Genomic DNA, 19217 nt, shown 5'->3' with positions numbered 1-19217 from the left:
CCTTGAATGTTTGTGCCGGAGGCCAGCATGACATTCAAATCGGTGCGGAAAGGCTGTAAACCTGTTTTCACTGCCTGCGCTTCGATGTCATCTGCGTAATCACGGCTGATGTTGATGTAATGAACAGGCATTAGTTCATCATAGTCCCAATAGCCCACCAGCGTAAAGGTATCTGTTACAGTAAAGGCGGTTTGATCCTTGTCCGTAATGGAATAGGAAACCGTGACCTCGGCGCCCAGCTCCGGCGTTACGCCAAGCAGCTGCAACGCTGCCGTATCCATGGCTACCTCTTTGCCGCTTTCGGGCATCCGTCCGATAGTAGGGGTTGCATAGCTCCATTTAGTGCAGTTGGCATCCATGTAGCTGATCTCTGCCGGTATTTTGGCAAAGACCCCCTCCGCAGTGATACCGATTACCTTCCGTGCCCCCGTAGCCTTTACCTTTGGGTGGGCAGCGATGCGTTCCGCCTGCTCGGGGGAAACATCCTTAAAGGTGCCATGCGCATAGCCGCCTACCTGCCGAAACTGGTAGGTTTCATAACTGGCGTTCAACGACAAGACAATGGTGAACATGGACGTAAATAGCAGCGTTGTCAGCGCAATGGCAAAAATGGCGATCAGATTGCGACGACGGTTCGCATAAAGAGATTTTAAGCTGAGTTTTCGAATACATTTTCGATTTTTGACATTCATCTTCGCCACCTCCTGTTAGTTCTTGGTGACGATCCGTCCATCTTCGATACGGATAATGCGGTCTGCCATCTGCGCAATTTCTTCGTTGTGAGTGATCATTACGATTGTCTGGGCGAACTTTTGACTGGTGACTTTCAAAAGACTCAATACATCTTGGCTGGTCTTGGAATCCAGATTGCCTGTCGGTTCGTCAGCAAGGATGATAGCCGGAGCTGCCGCCAATGCACGAGCGATTGCCACACGCTGCTGCTGACCACCGGAAAGCTGATTAGGCAGAGCATCCAGCTTTTTCTCCAGTCCGAGGGTCTGTACGATCTGCTCAACAAAATCCTTATTGACCTTGCCACCGTCCAGTTCAATGGGTAGAACGATATTTTCATACACATTCAGCACCGGAACAAGATTATATGCTTGGAACACAAAGCCGATTTTCCTGCGGCGGAAGATGGTCAGCGCTTCCTCCTTTAGGGAGAAAATATCCTGTCCGTCCACCATGACCGTGCCGCTTGTAGGGCGATCCAGCCCGCCCAGCATGTGCAGCAGCGTGGATTTGCCGGAGCCGGATGTGCCGACAATTGCAACAAATTCGCCCTTCTTTACACTTAAATCAACTCCATCCAACGCATGAACTGCGTTATTGCCGGAGCCATAAATCTTTTTCAGGTTTTTTGCCTGTAAAACTTCCATAAATGAGTACCTCCATGAAAAAATCTGTATGTATGAAAGGAAATGATCCTTTGATACATACAGATTATCGCATAGGAATCTTTCCACATTCTTTCCGGCGGAAAATGAAATCTAACAGTTTTGATAGAATTGTTGTTATTTCGGCAGAAATATGGAAAACGTACTTCCTTTTCCCGGAACGGAAGCAACCTTGATATAACCGCCCTCGCCGGATATGATCTGTCGGGCAAGGTATAAGCCAATGCCGACCCCTTCTTGTTTCTGCACACTATTTGAGCGGTAAAAGCGAGCAAATATCTTCGCTTGCTCATTTTCCGGGATGCCTGAACCGGTATCCGATATATCGATCCTTACAAACATTTCATAGCTTACGGCAGAAATAGTAATGGTGCCATGCTCTGTATATTTGATGGCGTTGTCTACGATATTAGCCAGCGCTTCCGCTGTCCATTTGAAGTCGAATACAGCAAAAGCATCTGTATCCTGCATTTGCAAAGACAATCCTTTTTCAGAAGCCTTGGCAGTATATTGTTCTACCACACTTTCAAGCAGCGGCTGCAGCGCTGCTTGCTGAGGGGTGAGTGAAATGATCCCGTTTTCCAGTCTGGAAAGCTTTACGAGAGAATCGATCAAAAATCGCAGCTTTTCCGATTGTTTGTACAGCGCCTCCACATTTGCCTTCGCCGATGCAGGCAGAGTTTCCTCCTTCAGAAGCTCGCTGTATAACAGCAGGTTTGCAATCGGCGTTTTTGTCTGGTGCGAGATGTCCGCAATCAAGGTTTTGATTTTGTCTTTTTCCTGCGCTACATTTCGAGAAGATGCTTCTGCTGCGGAAAGATAGTGCGCAAACTTCGTTTCCAATGCAGACAGCTGGCTTTCATCAAAATTGGTTTCAGAAAAGGAGCCGGTCATGGCAGCGTCCAGCATCCTTTCGATTTCTTCCATCGTTTTTCTGGTCTTTCTCCGCTCCCATAACACAACAGCTGCCGCCGCCAGAAAACACAGCAGTATGATCACAATACCGGTTTTATTCATCTTTTGTCACCCAGCTATAACCGATTCCATAGACGGTTTTAATGTATTTCTGTGCATCAAGCTTATCCCTCAGACGCTTGATCGTAACAGACAAAGCATTTTCATCCACATATTCTGCGCCATCTGTCCAGATCCGGTCGACAAGGTCTCCACGGGTCATGGTTCGGCCTCGGTTTTCAACAAGCAGACGCAGTAATTTTTGTTCTGTTTTGCTCAATTCCACTTTTGAATCTCCCACATAAAAGGTCATAGCCTCAAAGTCAAAGTGAAATAGATCCATATGGAACGGCGCATTTTTATGGTTTGACGCTTGCTTTCGCAGTTGGGTATTCACCCTTGCCCGCAAAACCGAAAGAGAAAAGGGCTTGGTAATATAATCATCAGCGCCCCTCTCCAGTCCGTCTACGATGTCCAGATCGGTGTCGTTGGCAGTCAGCAGAATAACAGGAACTCCGGGCATGTTTTCCTTGACCTCCCGGAGCAGCTCAAGCCCACTGCCATCCGGCAGATTGATGTCCAGCAGGATCAGGGATACACCGCCGCAAAGCAGCTGTTCCTTCGCCGTTTTTAGGTCTTGGCAGGAAATGATCTGCCGAGCATCTGCTTTCAGCGCTTTGCATAACCCTTGATTCAAACCGATATCATCTTCAACAATCAGTAATTGCTCCATATATCTCACTCCTTCGTTATTCAAATGCCACTATCGTTTCCTTGGGCAATTTTTCGTTCTCACAGTTTAGAAGATAGGCTACGGCCTTGTTCGCAAAGCGGTTGGTTTTTATCGTATCCCAATCGGCAAGCCGGACTATTTCTGCTGTGCCGTTCTCAAAATCAACCTGAATCTCGCCCCTTTCGCCGTCGCAGTCTGCTTGGTATTCGTAGATTGCGGCGGTGATTTTCTTTTTGCGCTTAGTCTTGGATTTCTGTTTCAGTCGGACGGCATGGAGCGCACCTTCGGCAACCAGCAGTTCTGCCAGTTTGTCCACCGCTTTCCGGTAGGCTCGCTCTGCACCGCTGGCAGTGCTGCCCTCAAACATAACTGCCAGTTCCTCGAAGGTGGGGCGGCCTTTCCATGAGCCGACACGCCCACAGGTTATGCAAATCGCAAGACGCTTTTCAAACAAGGTCTGTTCCCGGTAATTCAGCTTCTCAAATGCCCGTTGAACCTTTTCAGCCTGTATGCCGTTCCAGAGGATGTCGGTATAGTTCCAGCTATCGTCAAGGGCAACATCTTCGCCTGTTAACCTATTATTCAGGGCAGCACGATAGAAGCCATTTGCATTCATTCCTGTTCTTGGAGTGACTCCTGTAAAGTGGAGAAAGTTATGCGAATGAAATCTTACAGCAGTATGGTTTGACTTATTGTTTTCGTCACGATAGACAAAAACAACCTGATTACCTTCTAAATACTGCTGGTATTGTTTTGCACACTTGGTGATGATGGCAATAGCCTGTTTCTTAGTCATAAGCATTAAGTTCCTTATATCTAAATGGTATTTTGGCAAATTTAAAAGGAAGGTTCGTCTGCCGTAGCAGATGACACCTTCCTTTAATGACTGATTTTTCTGTTGTCCGCCAACTGATCGGCACCCGAAGTCCGATAAGCAAACTGGTTTTTCCGTTGCCAGCCAACTGTCCGGCACCCGAAGTCTGGAAAGAATTTCGGATTTTATGTGTCAGTCCACATGATAGGCATATAGCCCATCTACTAACTATAGTATATACAGACGAAGCAAATTATGCAACGAGTTTATAAAGATTTAATCAGAAATTTTCCGAAAGAAGGTGAGAACATTGAAGATAAAAAAGTGGATGACAAGCCTATGGTCATTCACACAAAGGAGAAAGCCAAGATTCATTCTCATGAGCCAAAAGGAGCGAGGATAAAGGGCAGTAACTTCTATACAGTAGAACGTGGTCCTAAGATTGCTGGAGCAAAAGCAGCAGAAACAACGGGTAAGAAATCATACAGGAAGAGTACAGCCTATCAGGCAAATGTGAAAGAGAAAGGTCTTTCAAGATTTAAGCGTATTGTAAGGGAATCTATGCCAAAGAAACTTGAGAATGGAACACGGAACCCTTCTGTTAATTTGCTTAAAAGATTAGCGGATTGGTACGATGGCTGAATCAGTTAATTTCATTCTGAAGGTGTAATTTCTTTTTTATGGGTCAGTAGGAACAGAACTGCCAGTACGGACAGGACCACCTGTACGCAGGGCATGGTAAACCATACGCCATCTAGCTTAAGGACGATTGGCAGTGTCAGGATGGTACCGACTGTCAGCAGAACCTCTCCATAAACAAGAGTACTGGACTGCTTCAGATGCTCTGTTGCATAGAAGTAAGAAACAGAGGGCTTGGTCAGTCCATAAAGAGCCATAACAAGAGAAAAGGCAGGTGCAGCATGGATGATCAGCTCTGCTGCTGCATCAGAGGTACCGTAGAAAACGGGGATCTGATGGCGCAGAAGGAACATAAGGGAGCCGCTCAGGATACCAACACCGATACCGAGAGCAAAGGTAAGCAGTGTATAGCTGCGTAGTGTTTTTTTATCATTCTGGCCCTTGCTCAGGCTTAAGAGTGGCTGCGCACCATCACTGATACCCTGAACGAGAAGCTCCATGAAGGAAACCAGATAGGCAAGGACAGCATAGGCGCTGACAGCTTCATCACCACCATATTTGGTGCACTGCAGATTCATCAGTATAATGGTGACGGAAGGCAGATAAGTCAGTCCGAAAGGGGAGGCTGCTACCTTAAGGATGGATTTGACTGCGGATCCGGAGGGCTTTATATTGGTAAGGGAGATCCGGTTTTCTTTCTTTAAATAGAAGAAAAGGGCAAAGATCAGAGTGACAAGCTGTCCAAGCACTGTTGCAATAGCGGCACCCATCAGACCTAATGGAAATACAAGTATCAGAACATAATCAAGGATGATGTTCAGGATACAGCCGCAGGCCATGGCACACATGGAGTAAACGGCAGCACCACGGTTACGCATCAGGGGTGTCAGACCACTGGCAACTGTCTGGATCACCGCACCATACAGAATATAGTGAAGATAGGTCATGGCATGGGTATGCACTTCTCCTGCAGCACCCAGAAGCGTCATCAGGGGAGAACCAAAGAAATAGAGGATCCCGGTCAGGATGAGAGAGGAAACGACAAGAAGAAACAGTGCATTTCCCTCCATCTGGTCTGCCGCATCATCACGGCCGGCACCCCGGTTTAAAGACACCATAACAGAAGCCCCCATACCGATACCGGTACCAAGGGCGATGATGAGTGCTACAAGCGGCCAGGCAATATTAATAGCAGCCAGTCCCATGTCACCCATGGCTCTGCCTACGAAAATGCCGTCAATAATGGAATAAATTCCTGTTAATAAAAAAGATAACGTAGAGGGGAGAATAAATCCCCAGTATTTTTTCTGCATAAAAACCTCCATTTCCCCATAAAAAGGGGAACATTATCTATGGTAACCCATCCATACAGGAAAAGTCAACTATTGCAATTCCTAGTAAACTAGTAGTATAATTGGGGAAAAGGAGGTTTTGTATGAAGATTTCAACCAAGGGAAGATATGCCCTGCGTCTGATGCTGGATCTGGCACTGCATGACAGCGATGCCCCGGTAAGGATCAAGGATATTGCTGCGAGACAGGACATTTCTGATAAATATCTGGAACAGATCATTTCCAGCTTGAATAAAGCGGGTTATGTGAAAAGCATCCGCGGTCCGCAGGGAGGCTATAAGCTTGCCAGAGATCCGGAAAGCTATACAGTTGGGATGATACTCCGCCTTACGGAAGGCTCTCTTGCACCGGTAGCCTGTCTGGATGATGAGGTCAATACCTGTGACAGGCAGGAAACCTGTGCTACGCTGAAGCTCTGGCAGATGCTGGATGAGGCGATCAAGGGAGTCGTAGACAGAGTAACGCTGGCAGATCTGGTCGAGTGGCAGACGGAGATGATTGATAATTATGTGATCTGAATTTCCCTGCGGAGAAGAAAAAGGGCAAGAACGTTTGGGATGACCATACAGGCATTGATCAGATCTGTACATTCCCAGACAGTCTGCAGTGGAAGGATCGCACCTATGTAGATCATAACGATATAAGCTACCTTATAAAGAAAGAGACCTCTGCCGCCAGTCAGATAGGTGACAGCACTTTCACCAAGATAGGACCAGCCGATGAGGGTGGTCAGTGCAAAGGCAATCAGACAGACGGAGAGGAAGCCATTCCCAAAAAATGGAAGAGAAGAAAAGGCCGCATCCGTAAGGGTACCCTGAGAGGCATGGAGTACGGATTGTGGTCTTTTTAATATATTAGTGACAATGACAAGCCCACTCAGCAGACACATGACGACGGTATCCCAGAATACGGCAGTCATGGACACATAGGCCTGCCTGGAAGGGCTTTCCTCGCTGGAAGTGGCAGCCATAATGGAAGAGGTCCCGATGCCGGCCTCGTTGGTAAATAATCCACGGGCAATCCCATAGCGGAGGACATTCATCAGGCTGCCGGCGGACAGACCACTTCCGACCGCTTTTCCGGTAAAGGCATCCTTAAGGATCAGTGCAATTGCCGGAAACAGGCAGGTGCGGTTCAGGAAGAGCAGAAGAAGGCAGCTGCCGGTAAACAGGATGGCCAGAACGGGAACCAGCCGGACACAGACCTTTCCGATAGATCTGATGCCGCCAACAATGACAAGGCCTGCCAGTATGGCAGCCAGGAATCCGGTCAGGGAGGGAGCAAGGTGAAAGCTGCTTTTCCCTGTCTCAGCCATGGAATTTGACTGTGTTGTGCAGCCGACAAAGAGAGCAGCAAGCAGTGTCAGAACAGCGTAAAAGCTGCCAAGAAGAGGCATATGGAGTCCGTTCCGGAACACGTACATGGGGCCTCCGACATGTGTACCGGCTTTATCCCTGCTGCGGTAGCGTACACTGAGATAGCATTCAGCATAGGAGGTAGCCATGCCAAGTACACCGGTGATCCAGCACCAGAAGACAGCACCGGGACCACCAAGGGCAACTGCAGTAGAAACACCTACGATATTACCGGTACCGAGCGTTGCGGCAAGAGTGGTGGACAATGTGGCAAAAACGGAAAGGTTATTCTGGTCATCATCTTTTCCTTTAAAGGACATCCGGACGGCTTTCCAGGTTTTTCCCTGAGGAAAATGGAGGTAAAAGGAAAAGAACAGATGTGTTCCCATAAGTAGAAGAAGGAGGGGACCACCCCATAGAAATGAATTACATTTTTGGATAATAGCAAGCGCAGCAGACATGGGCAATGAGTCCTGCTTTTTTATGATTATATGTATATTTTCGAAAAATTATGAGAAATGTCACTTTCTTTTTCTGACAGAAAAAGGTATACTGACATGTAGAATGACAGCGGAAGGGTATGATTTCATACAGAAGAGGGAAGCATGTGAAGTACAATAATGAGGGGTTGGAAAATATTTTTTTTGAATCAGTCTGCAAGCTCAGGGAAGACTACTATTTTATGCAGAATATATCGGGAAGGGTCAGATGGTCGCCCAAGGCAGTAAATGATTTTGAACTGCCCGGGGAATATGTGGATGGATTTGCCAGGATGTGGAGGAGCTTTATCCATCCGGAGGATCTGGCTCATTTCGATGAAGAAATGGAGCGTATACGGACTGGCAAAACAGATTATATGCTGCTGGAATACAGGGTCAGAAAACGGAATGGAGAATATGTCAGGGTACGCAGCCATGGTGTTATGAACAGGGACACAGAAATCAGCCCTGTCTGTTGTATGGGGATTCTGGAAAGGGTCGATGATACAACTGATGAGCTGACCCATGTGCCTAACATTTATGTGGCAGTAAAGGACATCGCAGATACCTTTGAAAATGAAAATGCTTCGGGCTGTCTGATGATCGTAGGCATTGATGACTTTAAAAGAATCAATGACCTGTATACCTATAGCGGTGGTGACGAGATCATCAAGAATTTTGCCTTGCGGATAAGCAAATGCATTCCACAGTCAGCGACATTGTACCGGCTTGAAGGTGATCAGTTTGCAGTTCATTATCCATATGGTACGCTGCAGGATATGAAGGATATTTATGCGAGGATGACGGATGAGGCAATGGATATCTCACTGTCCAATGATATTAAGGTATCGCTTCAGCTGTCAGCCGGTGTATGTAAGTATCCGGATCAGGCGGAAAAGCCGGATATACTGAGAAAAAATGCACAGTATGCTTTTGAACGTGCCAAGAGACAGGGGAAGGGGCAGTTAGCTGTCTTTACCAGGGAGATCCGGGAGCAGTATTTGGAGCATCTGCGTCTGATCGAAGAGCTGAAACGCTGTGTCAGAAATGATTTTGAAGGGTTTGAGCTGTATTATCAGCCGATCGTAGAGCCGAAATCCATGCAGATCGTGGAATGTGAGGCACTGCTCCGGTGGAAAAATGGCAGATTTCCAGGAATTGGACCAGCCAAATTTATTCCGATCCTGGAAGAAACAGGTATGATGAAGGAAGTAGGAGCATATGCTGTAAGAACGGCGATCAGCCAGGTTATGGATTTTTCTGACAGCCTGATCGTTAATGTAAATGTATCCTACAAACAGCTGAAGGATGATGATTTTGCTGAATATGTACTGGGAATCCTGAAGGAGTATCAGTTCCCGCCGGAAAGACTGATGATGGAGCTGACGGAAAGCTGCAAGGCACATGATCTTCCGGTATTGATGCGTACCATGAATAAGCTGCGCGAACATAGGGTACTGGTAGCACTGGACGATTTCGGAACAGGTTATGCCTCTCTTGATATTTTACAGGATATTTCAGTAGACTGCCTGAAGATAGAGCAGTGCTTTGTGGCAGAGTGTGAAAAAAATAATGTAGACAGGAATATCATCAAGCATATTATCCTGCTGGCACATTCTCTCGGACTGAAGGTCTGCATGGAAGGCGTGGAGACAGAAGGCATTTATGATGTGGCAGTGGAAGAACAGGCAGATATATTGCAGGGTTATTATTTCAGCAGGCCCGTCCCGGCAGGGGATTTTCAGAATATGTTAAGAAGATCTGCCGGGCATGAAGCATGAGCATGGGGCTTTAAGATGGGAAGCATAACAGAATACAGGAAAGGAAACAGGAATGGGAAACATCATCGATTATGTTCGGGAGCATGGAGATATCAGCTTTTTACAGGAACCATTAAATGAAGTGGATTCTCTTGTGCTGTGCCAGATGGTGTATATGAATTTCGGACGTTTTGTACCGGGACTGGAGGAGAGGAATCAGCTGATAAGTATCCAGGATATTTATCACCATCCAGACAGGGATCATCTCCTGGATGATTACTGGTATAAGCAGTATAATAAAGAGCTTTTTGAGGCGGCAGCGGATTCCAGACGATTCGGGACGCTGAAAATGAATTATTATGTCAACGTGATCAATGTGGATGATGAAACGCAGTTCTCGGCGATCACCTATATACTCGAGAATAAAGAAACCTATATCGCCTACAGAGGAACGGATGCTACAATCATTGGCTGGAAGGAAGATCTGAATCTTGCTTTTTCAAAGCCGCTGTCCAGCCAGCATTTAAGTGTTGCCTATATGGATAAGGTATCCTCATGGATTGCCGGTTCCTTTTATGCCGGAGGTCATTCCAAGGGAGGAAATCTGGCAGTTTATGCGGCTATGAACTGCTCGGAAAGGGCAAGAGGAAAGCTTCTTCATGTTTATAATAATGATGGCCCGGGATTCCGGCCGGAAATCCGTGCAGAGGGACACTACGAGCAGATTGCAGACAGGGTTTCCAAATTTATACCGAGATCTTCGATTGTAGGTATGATCCTGGAGGATCACAGCAGCTATGAGGTGGTGGAGAGTCGTGGGATCGGTATGCTGCAGCACAATGCATACAGCTGGAAGGTTGAGGACAGATCCTTTGTGCGTGCCAGAAATATGAGCAGCGGCAAGCTCATCAGGGATGCGGCCATGAATGAATGGATCCTGTCACTGACAGATGAAGAAAAGCATGTGTTCATTGATACGCTCTATGAGGTAGTGTCTGCGTCGGAGGCTTCCAATGTATTTGAGTTCGGTGCTGATATACGGAAGTCTGTGCAGAATGTACTGGAAGCAGCAAGGGAGGTAGATGAACCTACCCGGAAGGCAATTCAGCGGATCATGAAGTCACTGGTGGAGATCACACTGGAGAATTTCATGACACAAAGGAACAACGATAAATAGTGGAAATTATCGCAAATATTTAAAATTTTAAAAAAATTCAAAAAACCTGTTGACGAATGAAAGGAAAGCAGATATAATAACATTTGTTCGCAGGAATGGCGGAATTGGCAGACGCGCACGGTTCAGGTCCGTGTGGTAGCAATACCATGAGAGTTCAAGTCTCTTTTCCTGCACGTGAAAACCTCAGTCGATGTACTGAGGTTTTTTGTTTTACGAGTTTTATAGGGAAGGTTACTTGTAATCAGCAGGAAACAGTGCTATTATAAAAGTAACATGAAGTGAAGTTATCAGCGGGTACACGGAGGTACCTGTGAAGGTCAAGGGAGTGAGAATATGGGGATCAGAATTAATGTAAATGCAAGGCAGGACTATTCCTATCTGTTCCAGAGTATGACGACAAGCAGGGGAAACAGTCTTGGTAATTTAAATTTCCTTTCCGATTATGCCAGCATTAAGAATGGCAGTTACGGGAAGCTGATGAAGGCTTATTATGCGAAGGATGCTGCAGATAAGGCTGCTTCCACAGGAAAGGACACAGAGACAAAGAAAAAATCCATTTCTACAGCAGCCGATTCCGCAAAGACGCTTTCAGAGATTGAGAAGGCGGCTGATACGATGAAGGAATCAGCAGACAGTCTGCTGGTGAAGGGAAGTAAATCTGTTTTTCAGAAAAAGAACGTAAAAACAACAGATGAGACAGGAAAAACAACTATTTCAGAAGAATATGATACCGATGCGATTTATAAGGCTGTATCCGGTTTCGTGACAGATTATAATGATCTGCTCAGTAAAACATCAGCAGCTTCTTCCAAAAATCTGCAGAGTAAGGCAGATACGCTTGCAGCTGTCACCAGCGCCAATGCGAAGCTTCTTTCGAGGGTTGGAATTACCGTGAACAGCGACAGCAGCCTTTCTCTTGATGAGGAAGCCTTTAAGAAGTCTGATATGGGTACGGTGAAGAATCTGTTTGGAACGACCGGTGCCTATGGATATAAGGTATCTGCTCAGGCTTCCATGATCGACTATACAGCAGCTAAGGAGAGTACTAGGTCCAATACCTATACAGCAAACGGTACCTACAGCAATGTGTACAGTGCCGGAAATATCCTGAACTCATTCTTCTAAGGGACGTTAAGAAGATGACAGAGGACTTTTCTTTCGCTTCAGAATATGGAAAGTGATATAGTATGAGGATCAGAAGGGATGCACCCGGAAAACGGGGGCATCCTTTTTTACGGGCATCCTTTTTTGTATTCGGTATGTTGAAATTTATATTGGAAAATGGTATTTTAGAAGTACCGCACAAAGCCCGGAAAGGGTTCCGGCAGAGAATGAAAGGAAGCCTTTGCAAGGCTGTGGTCGGCATATGGCAGCAAAATTTTATGCAGTAAGAAAAGGAAGAAAAACCGGTATTTTCAGAACCTGGGATGAATGCAGGGCAAGTGTCCATGGCTTTTCGGGACCGGAGTACAAGAGCTTTGGTACGCTTGAGGAAGCACAGACCTTTCTGCAGGGAGTCCAGAAGGAAGAGGTGGAAGAGGACAGACTGCGGATTTATGTGGATGGCAGCTTTCATGCAGGAACCGGGGAATTTTCTTACGGAATGGTCGTATTATTAAAAGAAGGGATACAGACCTTCCATAAGAAATATGATGATAAAGAGCTGGCAGCCATGCACAATGTTGCCGGTGAGATCAAGGGGGCAGAGGCGGCCATGCGTTATGCCATGGAGCATGGGATCAGAAAGATTGCCATTTACCATGATTATGAGGGAATTGCTAAGTGGTGTCTTGGACTGTGGAAGACGAACAAAGAGGGAACCAGAGCCTACAAGTCTTTCTATGATGAGGCCAGCAGACAGGTTGATATCCAATTTGTGAAAGTTGCCGGACATTCTGGGGATACTTATAATGAAATGGCTGACCAGCTGGCAAAGGAAGCACTGGGGATCTGAAAGAGAACAGAAGAAAAAAACAGCAAGGCAGCCGGGAGGAGATAGAAGTGATTCAGAAATTTTTAGTACAGGACAGTCCGATGGTAGCAGCAGTCGGGCTTTTACTTGCATTTGCACTGACATGTATGCTGCTTACAAAGCTAAGCAGCTTTTTACCAAAGGATGCAGGCCGGGCATTTGCCCATGATGGAAGCCTGTCAGCAGGAAAGCCAAGAGGAGCAGGCATTATTTTTGTGCTGGTGTTTATCGCAGCAGCGATTCTCTTTGCACCGGTTTCGGTGGAGACCATGATCTATCTGATGCTGATCGCAGGAGAAATGCTGACCGGTTATATGGATGATGCAGCCGAGCATCCCTGGAATGAATATAAAAAGGGTCTGCTTGACCTGATCATCGCGATCATACTGGCAGTGACCTATCTGAACCATAATGAAAGCAGCTTTACACTGGCAACAATGGGTATTACCGTGACGGTGCCACCGGTAGTTTTTGCGGTGCTGACAGTGATACTGGTATGGACATCGATCAATGTGACAAACTGTGCAGATGGTGTGGATGGTCTTTCAGGTACACTGGTACTGGTCACCCTGACTACCATTTATGTGATCAATGGGATTCTTGGGAAGGGAAGTGATTTGCAGTACCTGATCCTGCTATTTGGCATCTGTATCCTCGGATATCTGTGGTACAATGCCACACCGAGCCGCCTCCTGATGGGAGATGCAGGTTCACGGGCAATGGGTATTTTCATCAGTATTGCTATTTTAAAAACGGGATCCCCCTTTCTTTATATTCCGGCAGCGATCGTGCTGATCCTGGATGGGGGACTTGGACTGGTAAAGGTGGCACTGCTGCGTTTTCTGAAGATCGGAATTCTGAAGCATACAAGAACACCGCTTCATGATCATGTGCGCAAGGTGATGGGATGGTCCAATACGCAGACCGTATTCCGTTTTGCTATCATACAGATTGTTGTTTCAGCAGCAACAGTTTATCTTCTGCTGATGAGAAAGTAAGGAAACAGGGGGATTTACGGAAGGAGAAGGGATATGAAGGAGAGAAGAGATAAGGTAAATTATTATCTGGATCTGGCAGAAAGTGTATCGCACAGGGGTACCTGTCTTCGAAGAAACTATGGGGCAGTAATCGTTAATAATGATGAAGTAATTTCTACCGGTTATGTGGGAGCGCCAAGGGGCAGGAAAAACTGTTCTGACCTTGGAACCTGTATCAGGCAGCAGCTTAATATCCCAAGGGGAGAGCGTTATGAGCTGTGCAGGAGTGTCCATGCGGAGGCCAATGCGATCATCAGTGCTTCCAGGGATAAGATGATTGGAAGCAGTATTTATCTTGCGGGAACCGATGCACAGACAGGAGAATATATTGCCAATTCCAACAGCTGTTCCATGTGTAAGCGTATGATCATCAATGCCGGGATCGTTAAGGTATATGTCCGGGATGACAGGGATCATTACAGGGAGATCCTGGTGCAGGACTGGATTGACAATGATGAGTCATTAGAGGGCATCATGGGCTATTGATGAAGGAGAAGGAAAATGGATTATGAGATCAGCATGCTTTTTCCGGAGGGAAAAAGAAAAGCGCTGACTTTCAGCTATGATGATGGAACTATACATGACAGAAGGCTGGCAGCGCTGTTAAACGAATATGGGATGAAGGGAACCTTTAACCTGAATTATGGTCTTCTTGGCAAAGGGGGGATGGAGACTGTAAACGGGATTGAAACTGATTTTTCCAGGGTGGAAGCAGAAGAGGTGCGTTGTCTTTATCAGGGACATGAGATCGCATCCCATGCCTACAGTCACGCGTCCCTGACAGGACTGCCAAAGAATATGGCTGCAACAGAGGTATTGAAGGACCGCTATAATCTGGAACAGCTTACCGGGGAACTGATCCGTGGGTTTGCCTATCCATACGGGGCATACAACAGCCAGATCGAGGAGATACTGGATGCCTGTGGCATTGAATATGCCAGAACCGTAGAAAGCACCGGGGATTTTTCTCTGCCAGAGGACTTTCTTGCATGGCATCCCACCTGTCATCATGAGGATGAAAGGCTGATGGCGCTTGCAGAGAAATTCTGCAGGGAAGAGAAGGATGGTCCCTTTGTTTTTTATCTTTGGGGACACAGCTATGAATTTGCACAGAAAAATAACTGGGAGCTGATGGAGAGCTTCCTGAAATATATGGCACAGTACAAGGAGGATATCTGGTGTGCCACCAATATTGAAATTCTGGATTATGTGAAGGCATACAGGGAGCTGAAGCGCTCTACGGATGGAAAGATCCTGATGAATCCAAATGCCACACCGCTTTATGTGGCTATGAATGGAAGGAAGTACTGTATTCATGGCAATGAAAAGCTGGAGCTGCCAAGCTGACAGGGTATAAAGGGAAGCACTCCGGAAAGAATAGAAGCCCGTTTCGGACTTACAGGAAAGGATTAGAAAATGAAGGTTGATTTATTTTCCATCGGACCATTTACGGTACATGGATATGGACTGATGATTGGAATAGGTGTTCTCTGCTGTGTCTTTATGGCAATGAAGAGGGCAAAGAAGTACGGACTTATCGAGGATGCGATCGTAGATATTGCGATCTGGGGGCTGATTGGCGGCTTTCTTGGTGCCAAGCTGCTGTTTCTGATCGTGGAGTGGAAGCAGTTCCTTAAGAATCCGCTGGCACTACTAGGCTCAGAGGGCTTTGTGGTATATGGCGGTATTATTGCAGGTGTGGTGGCAGCGATTCTTTATTGTAAAAAGAAGAAGCTGATTTTTCTGGATTATTTTGACCTGGCTGCACCTTCGATCGCTATGGCACAGGGCTTTGGCCGTATCGGATGTTTTCTGGCAGGTTGCTGCTACGGAAGAGAAACGGATCTGCCGATCGGTGTGATATTTCCGGAAGGTGCGCTTGCTCCTGCCGGGATAAGGCTTCTGCCGACGCAGCTTATTTCCTCTGCAGGAAATTTCCTGATCATGGCGATTCTCCTTGCGACTTATCCCAGGCGGAAAAGAAAGGGAGATACAGGCTTTTTGTATATGCTGCTTTATGGAGTAGGGCGTTTTCTGATAGAGTTTCTCAGGAATGATGAAAGAGGAGCAGTGGGAGGACTTTCCACTTCCCAGTTTATATCCCTGTTTATTGTGGCAGCAGGAATCCTGCTGATGTGTAATAAAAGGCGGGCACTGGTGGAAGCTGCAGGTCAGACAGGGGCAGATGGAAAGACCGATACGGAATAAAATAATCAGATGAGGAGAAGAGCATGAAAAAAATGGTTCTGGATCATAAAGCATATGAAGAAACAGCTAGGCAGGCGGTTGCGGAAGGACAGGTTCTTCTGATCAATGAGGAGCATACACTGCCTTTGCAGGAAGGTACAAGACTTGCCATGTTTGGCAGAATGCAGTTCCATTATTATAAAAGCGGGACCGGTTCGGGAGGCATGGTGAATGTAAGTAAGGTGACTGGTATCCTGGATGCCCTGAAGGAATCAGGGCAGGTGATACTTGATCCCCAGGTTCTTTCTGCCTATGAGGCATGGGTAAAGGAGCATCCCTTTGACGCTGGTGTCGGCTGGGGAAATGAGCCATGGTGCCAGGTGGAAATGGAGCTTCCAGAGGAGCTTGTCAGTGAGGCGGCAGCCAGAAACGATGCGGCTCTTGTGATCATTGGAAGAACAGCCGGAGAGGATCAGGACAATAAAAACCAGGAGGGCTCTTATCTGCTGACAGAGAAGGAAAAAGATATGCTTTCCAAGGTCAGAAAGCATTTTGAAAGGCTGATCCTTGTACTGAATACCGGAAATATCATGGATATGGATTTCGTAGAGGAATATCATCCGCAGGCACTTCTTTACGCATGGCAGGGCGGTATGGTCGGTGGATATGGAACCGCAGATGTACTGCTTGGTAAGACCTGTCCGAGCGGCAGGCTGACAGATACCATTGCTTATAAGATCACGGATTATCCTTCTGATGCCAATTTTGGCAACAGGGACAGGGATCTTTATGAGGAGGATATTTATGTAGGCTACCGTTACTTTGAAACAGCAGCGAAGGAAAGGGTCCGTTATCCCTTTGGCTTTGGTCTTTCCTATACAGATTTCAGGATCGGGGACGTCAGCTTCAGCGCAGGGGAAAAGGATGCGGAGATTACCTTTACCGTTCAGAATATCGGGACTGTGCCCGGAAAAGAGGTAGTACAGGTTTATGTGACAGCTCCTGAGGGAGCACTTTCCAAGCCGGAAAAGGTGCTGGCTGGCTTTGCCAAGACCAGGGAATTAAAGCCGGGGCTTAAAGAGCAGATGAGGATAGCTATTCCCTATGAGAGCTTTGCTTCCTATGATGAAACAGGGGCAAGCGGCTTTGTGTCCTCCTATATTCTGGAAAAGGGGGAGTATCTGTTCCATATCGGAAGGAATGTCAGGGAGACCGAGGTGGCAGGCAGCTTTACTCTTGAGGAAACGGTATGTCTTGCTTCCCTGTCACAGGCACTGGCTCCGGTGACACCCTTTGAGAGGATGCGTTTTATAAGAGAAAAAGACGGAGCTGTACATAAGGTAATGGAGGCTGCTCCGCTCAGAAAAAAGAATCCGGCAGAGAAGAGAAAAGAGCTGCTGCCGGAAGAACTTCCATTTACCGGAGATCAGGGATACCGTCTGATCGATGTAAAGGAAGGAAGGGTATCCATGGATGCCTTTGTGGCACAGTTTAATGATGATGACTTAAGCTGTATCATCCGCGGAGAGGGTATGGGAAGCCCCAAGGTAACACCTGGAACGGCAGCAGCCTTTGGCGGTGTATCCGAGGAACTTGCACATTTTGGCATCCCCTGCGGCTGCTGCTCTGACGGCCCCTCCGGTATGCGGCTTGACAGCGGCATGAAGGCATTCAGCCTCCCCAACGGTACACTGCTTGCCAGCACCTTCAATACAGCACTGGTGGAGAAGCTGTATTCCTTTACCGGAATTGAGATGGTGAAGAACAAAATAGATGCTCTTCTGGGACCTGGTATGAATATCCACAGACACCCGCTGAATGGAAGAAACTTTGAGTATTTTTCGGAGGATCCTTTTGTTACGGGAAAGATGGCAGCAGCCATGATCCGTGGCTTAAAGAGTGCAGGAGTGACAGGAACTGCCAAACATTTCTGTGCCAACAATCAGGAGACAGGAAGATCTACGGTTGATTCTGTTATTTCGGAAAGAGCACTCCGTGAGATTTATCTGAAGGGCTTTGAAATGGCAGTCAGGGAAGCCGGGGCAGATTCCATTATGACGACCTATGGAAGCGTAAACGGACTTTGGACAGCCGGAAGCTATGACCTGAATACTACGATCCTGCGAGGAGAGTGGGGCTTTCAGGGGATCGTGATGACCGACTGGTGGGCCAAGATCAATGACGAAGGAGAAGAGCCAAGGATCAACAACTTTGCGGCAATGGCAAAGGCGCAGAACGATCTTTATATGGTCTGTACAGATGCTTCAATCAATGACAGTGATGATAATACCCTTTCATCCCTGGAGGCAGGAACACTGACAAGGGGAGAGCTGCAGAGAAATGCAGCAAATATCTGCGGATTCCTGATGAATACCCATGCTCTTGAAAGAATGGAGGGCATACAGACCAGTGTGGAGGTGATCGGAGAAACAGATCAGGAGATCACTTCAGATGTAGAGGTTACTTATTATAAAGTCGAAGATGAGATCAGTATTTCTCTGGATGGAGTGGATACCGGCAAGGATAAGGACTTCGTTTTTGCACTGGATCTGCAGAAACTTGGCGGGTATCGTGTGGAAGTAACAGCAAAGTCAGACTTATCAGAGCTTGCGCAGCTTCCGGCGACACTGATCTATCAGAGCGTACCGATGGCAGTCTTTTCCTTTAATGGAACTGGCGGAGAGTGGAAGACGATAAAGAGAAAGGCAGTATTCCATAATAAATACGCTGTACTTCGTCTTTACTTTGCACAGAATGGTCTGGAGGTACAGAAGATCACCTTCCGATTCGACAGGGAACTGGAGAGAAAGAATGATGTTATCGAGGCTTATGTAAACAGTAACGACTAAAGACAGGGAAAGAGCAGTCAATGCTGTGTGAGATACGTGATATTGGATATTTTGCGACAGCTGCTTCATGGCAGATGCTGGATTTTTGAATTTTTCAGAACTTTTTGATTAAAAGGAAAAATTCAGATAATAAAAATTGAAAAATGTGTTGACAAGCCACTTTGAACATGGTATATTAGCAAAGTGGCTTGGGTAAACAAGCAGTGGACGGGATCTTAGCTCAGCTGGGAGAGCATCTGCCTTACAAGCAGAGGGTCACAGGTTCGAGCCCTGTAGGTCCCACTTCTCTGAAAAGAGAATAAACTGAATATGGCGAGATAGCTCAGTTGGCTAGAGCACACGGTTCATACCCGTGGTGTCGAGGGTTCAAATCCCCCTCTCGCTACTACGAGAAAATGGGAAATGCTGAAGAAGACAGCATTTCTTTTTTTCTATCAAAGTCGGGGCTTTTGACCCCGACATCATGAAATCATGCTGTAAACAAAAGTGAGAATCATACTGGAGTTGTTATA

General features: G+C 46.7%; 17 protein-coding genes, 3 tRNA genes and 1 pseudogene. 14 read left to right on the top strand and 7 right to left on the bottom strand.

The window, feature by feature from the left end; all coding sequences use genetic code 11:
• The 5 genes and pseudogenes from OCV77_RS13205 to OCV77_RS13185 form a co-directional block, all read right to left on the bottom strand.
• Positions 1 to 692, bottom strand: a pseudogene (locus OCV77_RS13205) (ABC transporter permease); the annotation flags it as partial.
• Between the two features lie 15 nt (positions 693 to 707).
• Complete coding sequence (locus tag OCV77_RS13200; RefSeq protein ID WP_262575475.1) at positions 708 to 1379, bottom strand: ABC transporter ATP-binding protein; 672 nt, start codon at positions 1377 to 1379, stop codon at positions 708 to 710.
• Positions 1380 to 1514: 135 nt separating this feature from the next.
• Positions 1515 to 2414 (bottom strand): sensor histidine kinase, encoded by a 900-nt coding sequence (locus OCV77_RS13195; RefSeq protein WP_262575474.1) that lies wholly within the window; start codon positions 2412 to 2414, stop codon positions 1515 to 1517.
• Positions 2407 to 3084: a response regulator transcription factor gene (locus OCV77_RS13190; protein ID WP_262575472.1), complete on the bottom strand. Its 678-nt coding sequence runs from the start codon at positions 3082 to 3084 to the stop codon at positions 2407 to 2409. Before OCV77_RS13190 ends, OCV77_RS13195 begins: the two co-directional genes overlap by 8 nt.
• 16 nt (positions 3085 to 3100) lie before the next feature.
• A complete protein-coding gene (locus OCV77_RS13185) occupies positions 3101 to 3880 on the bottom strand; it encodes a PBECR4 domain-containing protein (protein WP_262575471.1) in 780 nt (259 codons plus the stop codon).
• Positions 3881 to 4153: 273 nt separating this feature from the next.
• Here OCV77_RS13185 and OCV77_RS16835 point away from each other — a divergent pair, with 273 nt between their 5' ends.
• The gene (locus OCV77_RS16835) at positions 4154 to 4540 is read left to right on the top strand and encodes a hypothetical protein (RefSeq protein ID WP_331488880.1); all 387 of its coding nucleotides are present in this window, start codon (positions 4154 to 4156) and stop codon (positions 4538 to 4540) included.
• 11 nt (positions 4541 to 4551) lie between these two features.
• On the opposite strand, the gene OCV77_RS13175 is transcribed toward OCV77_RS16835, so the two are convergent.
• Positions 4552 to 5850 (bottom strand): MATE family efflux transporter, encoded by a 1299-nt coding sequence (locus OCV77_RS13175; RefSeq protein WP_262575470.1) that lies wholly within the window; start codon positions 5848 to 5850, stop codon positions 4552 to 4554.
• Between the two features lie 122 nt (positions 5851 to 5972).
• Between OCV77_RS13175 and OCV77_RS13170 the strand changes: the two genes are divergently transcribed.
• Positions 5973 to 6407, top strand: coding sequence for an RrF2 family transcriptional regulator (locus OCV77_RS13170; RefSeq protein WP_118798647.1), 435 nt, complete (start codon positions 5973 to 5975; stop codon positions 6405 to 6407).
• On the opposite strand, the gene OCV77_RS13165 is transcribed toward OCV77_RS13170, so the two are convergent.
• On the bottom strand, positions 6395 to 7705 hold the full coding sequence (locus OCV77_RS13165; RefSeq protein ID WP_262575469.1) for an alanine/glycine:cation symporter family protein: 1311 nt from the start codon (positions 7703 to 7705) through the stop codon (positions 6395 to 6397). The two genes, OCV77_RS13170 and OCV77_RS13165, sit on opposite strands and share 13 nt — an antisense overlap.
• 146 nt (positions 7706 to 7851) lie before the next feature.
• On the opposite strand from OCV77_RS13165, the gene OCV77_RS13160 reads away from it, so the two are divergent.
• From OCV77_RS13160 to OCV77_RS13105, 12 genes are all read left to right on the top strand, one after another.
• Positions 7852 to 9504, top strand: coding sequence for a bifunctional diguanylate cyclase/phosphodiesterase (locus OCV77_RS13160; RefSeq protein WP_262575467.1), 1653 nt, complete (start codon positions 7852 to 7854; stop codon positions 9502 to 9504).
• Positions 9505 to 9556: 52 nt separating this feature from the next.
• Positions 9557 to 10660, top strand: coding sequence for a DUF2974 domain-containing protein (locus OCV77_RS13155; RefSeq protein WP_262575466.1), 1104 nt, complete (start codon positions 9557 to 9559; stop codon positions 10658 to 10660).
• A gap of 89 nt (positions 10661 to 10749) precedes the next feature.
• Positions 10750 to 10833 (top strand) — tRNA-Leu (locus OCV77_RS13150).
• Between the two features lie 160 nt (positions 10834 to 10993).
• The gene (locus OCV77_RS13145; protein ID WP_262575465.1) at positions 10994 to 11785 is read left to right on the top strand and encodes a hypothetical protein; all 792 of its coding nucleotides are present in this window, start codon (positions 10994 to 10996) and stop codon (positions 11783 to 11785) included.
• Between the two features lie 241 nt (positions 11786 to 12026).
• Positions 12027 to 12614 (top strand): ribonuclease H family protein, encoded by a 588-nt coding sequence (locus tag OCV77_RS13140; RefSeq protein WP_262575464.1) that lies wholly within the window; start codon positions 12027 to 12029, stop codon positions 12612 to 12614.
• Between the two features lie 47 nt (positions 12615 to 12661).
• Positions 12662 to 13630 carry an MraY family glycosyltransferase gene (locus OCV77_RS13135; protein WP_331488879.1) on the top strand — a complete coding sequence of 323 codons (969 nt, stop codon included), beginning with the start codon at positions 12662 to 12664 and terminating at the stop codon, positions 13628 to 13630.
• A 33-nt stretch (positions 13631 to 13663) separates the two neighbouring features.
• Entirely contained in the window at positions 13664 to 14155 is a 492-nt protein-coding gene (locus tag OCV77_RS13130; RefSeq protein WP_118798654.1) for a deoxycytidylate deaminase, read from the top strand.
• Between the two features lie 15 nt (positions 14156 to 14170).
• On the top strand, positions 14171 to 15016 hold the full coding sequence (locus OCV77_RS13125) for a polysaccharide deacetylase family protein (RefSeq protein ID WP_262575463.1): 846 nt from the start codon (positions 14171 to 14173) through the stop codon (positions 15014 to 15016).
• A gap of 69 nt (positions 15017 to 15085) precedes the next feature.
• Entirely contained in the window at positions 15086 to 15877 is a 792-nt protein-coding gene (locus tag OCV77_RS13120; RefSeq protein ID WP_262575461.1) for a prolipoprotein diacylglyceryl transferase, read from the top strand.
• A gap of 23 nt (positions 15878 to 15900) precedes the next feature.
• On the top strand, positions 15901 to 18705 hold the full coding sequence (locus OCV77_RS13115) for a glycoside hydrolase family 3 protein (protein WP_262575460.1): 2805 nt from the start codon (positions 15901 to 15903) through the stop codon (positions 18703 to 18705).
• 209 nt (positions 18706 to 18914) lie between these two features.
• A tRNA-Val gene (locus tag OCV77_RS13110) sits at positions 18915 to 18987 on the top strand.
• Positions 18988 to 19016: 29 nt separating this feature from the next.
• Positions 19017 to 19090 (top strand) — tRNA-Met (locus tag OCV77_RS13105).
• Positions 19091 to 19217: the final 127 nt, after the last annotated feature.

Source organism: Suilimivivens aceti (assembly GCF_025567405.1).
Taxonomy (GTDB): Bacteria; Bacillota; Clostridia; order Lachnospirales; family Lachnospiraceae; genus Suilimivivens; species Suilimivivens aceti.
This window is presented reverse-complemented; position numbering and strand designations above follow the sequence as displayed.

Coding starts and splice junctions, on each gene's coding strand:
- OCV77_RS13125 (WP_262575463.1), top strand. CDS start 14,171: ATGGATTATGAGATCAGCATGCTTTTTCCGGAGGGAAAAAGAAAAGCG.
- OCV77_RS13120 (WP_262575461.1), top strand. CDS start 15,086: ATGAAGGTTGATTTATTTTCCATCGGACCATTTACGGTACATGGATAT.
- OCV77_RS13200 (WP_262575475.1), bottom strand. CDS start 1,379: ATGGAAGTTTTACAGGCAAAAAACCTGAAAAAGATTTATGGCTCCGGC.
- OCV77_RS13170 (WP_118798647.1), top strand. CDS start 5,973: ATGAAGATTTCAACCAAGGGAAGATATGCCCTGCGTCTGATGCTGGAT.
- OCV77_RS13115 (WP_262575460.1), top strand. CDS start 15,901: ATGAAAAAAATGGTTCTGGATCATAAAGCATATGAAGAAACAGCTAGG.
- OCV77_RS13140 (WP_262575464.1), top strand. CDS start 12,027: ATGGCAGCAAAATTTTATGCAGTAAGAAAAGGAAGAAAAACCGGTATT.
- OCV77_RS13190 (WP_262575472.1), bottom strand. CDS start 3,084: ATGGAGCAATTACTGATTGTTGAAGATGATATCGGTTTGAATCAAGGG.
- OCV77_RS13165 (WP_262575469.1), bottom strand. CDS start 7,705: ATGTCTGCTGCGCTTGCTATTATCCAAAAATGTAATTCATTTCTATGG.
- OCV77_RS13195 (WP_262575474.1), bottom strand. CDS start 2,414: ATGAATAAAACCGGTATTGTGATCATACTGCTGTGTTTTCTGGCGGCG.
- OCV77_RS16835 (WP_331488880.1), top strand. CDS start 4,154: ATGCAACGAGTTTATAAAGATTTAATCAGAAATTTTCCGAAAGAAGGT.
- OCV77_RS13130 (WP_118798654.1), top strand. CDS start 13,664: ATGAAGGAGAGAAGAGATAAGGTAAATTATTATCTGGATCTGGCAGAA.
- OCV77_RS13145 (WP_262575465.1), top strand. CDS start 10,994: ATGGGGATCAGAATTAATGTAAATGCAAGGCAGGACTATTCCTATCTG.
- OCV77_RS13185 (WP_262575471.1), bottom strand. CDS start 3,880: ATGACTAAGAAACAGGCTATTGCCATCATCACCAAGTGTGCAAAACAA.
- OCV77_RS13155 (WP_262575466.1), top strand. CDS start 9,557: ATGGGAAACATCATCGATTATGTTCGGGAGCATGGAGATATCAGCTTT.
- OCV77_RS13175 (WP_262575470.1), bottom strand. CDS start 5,850: ATGCAGAAAAAATACTGGGGATTTATTCTCCCCTCTACGTTATCTTTT.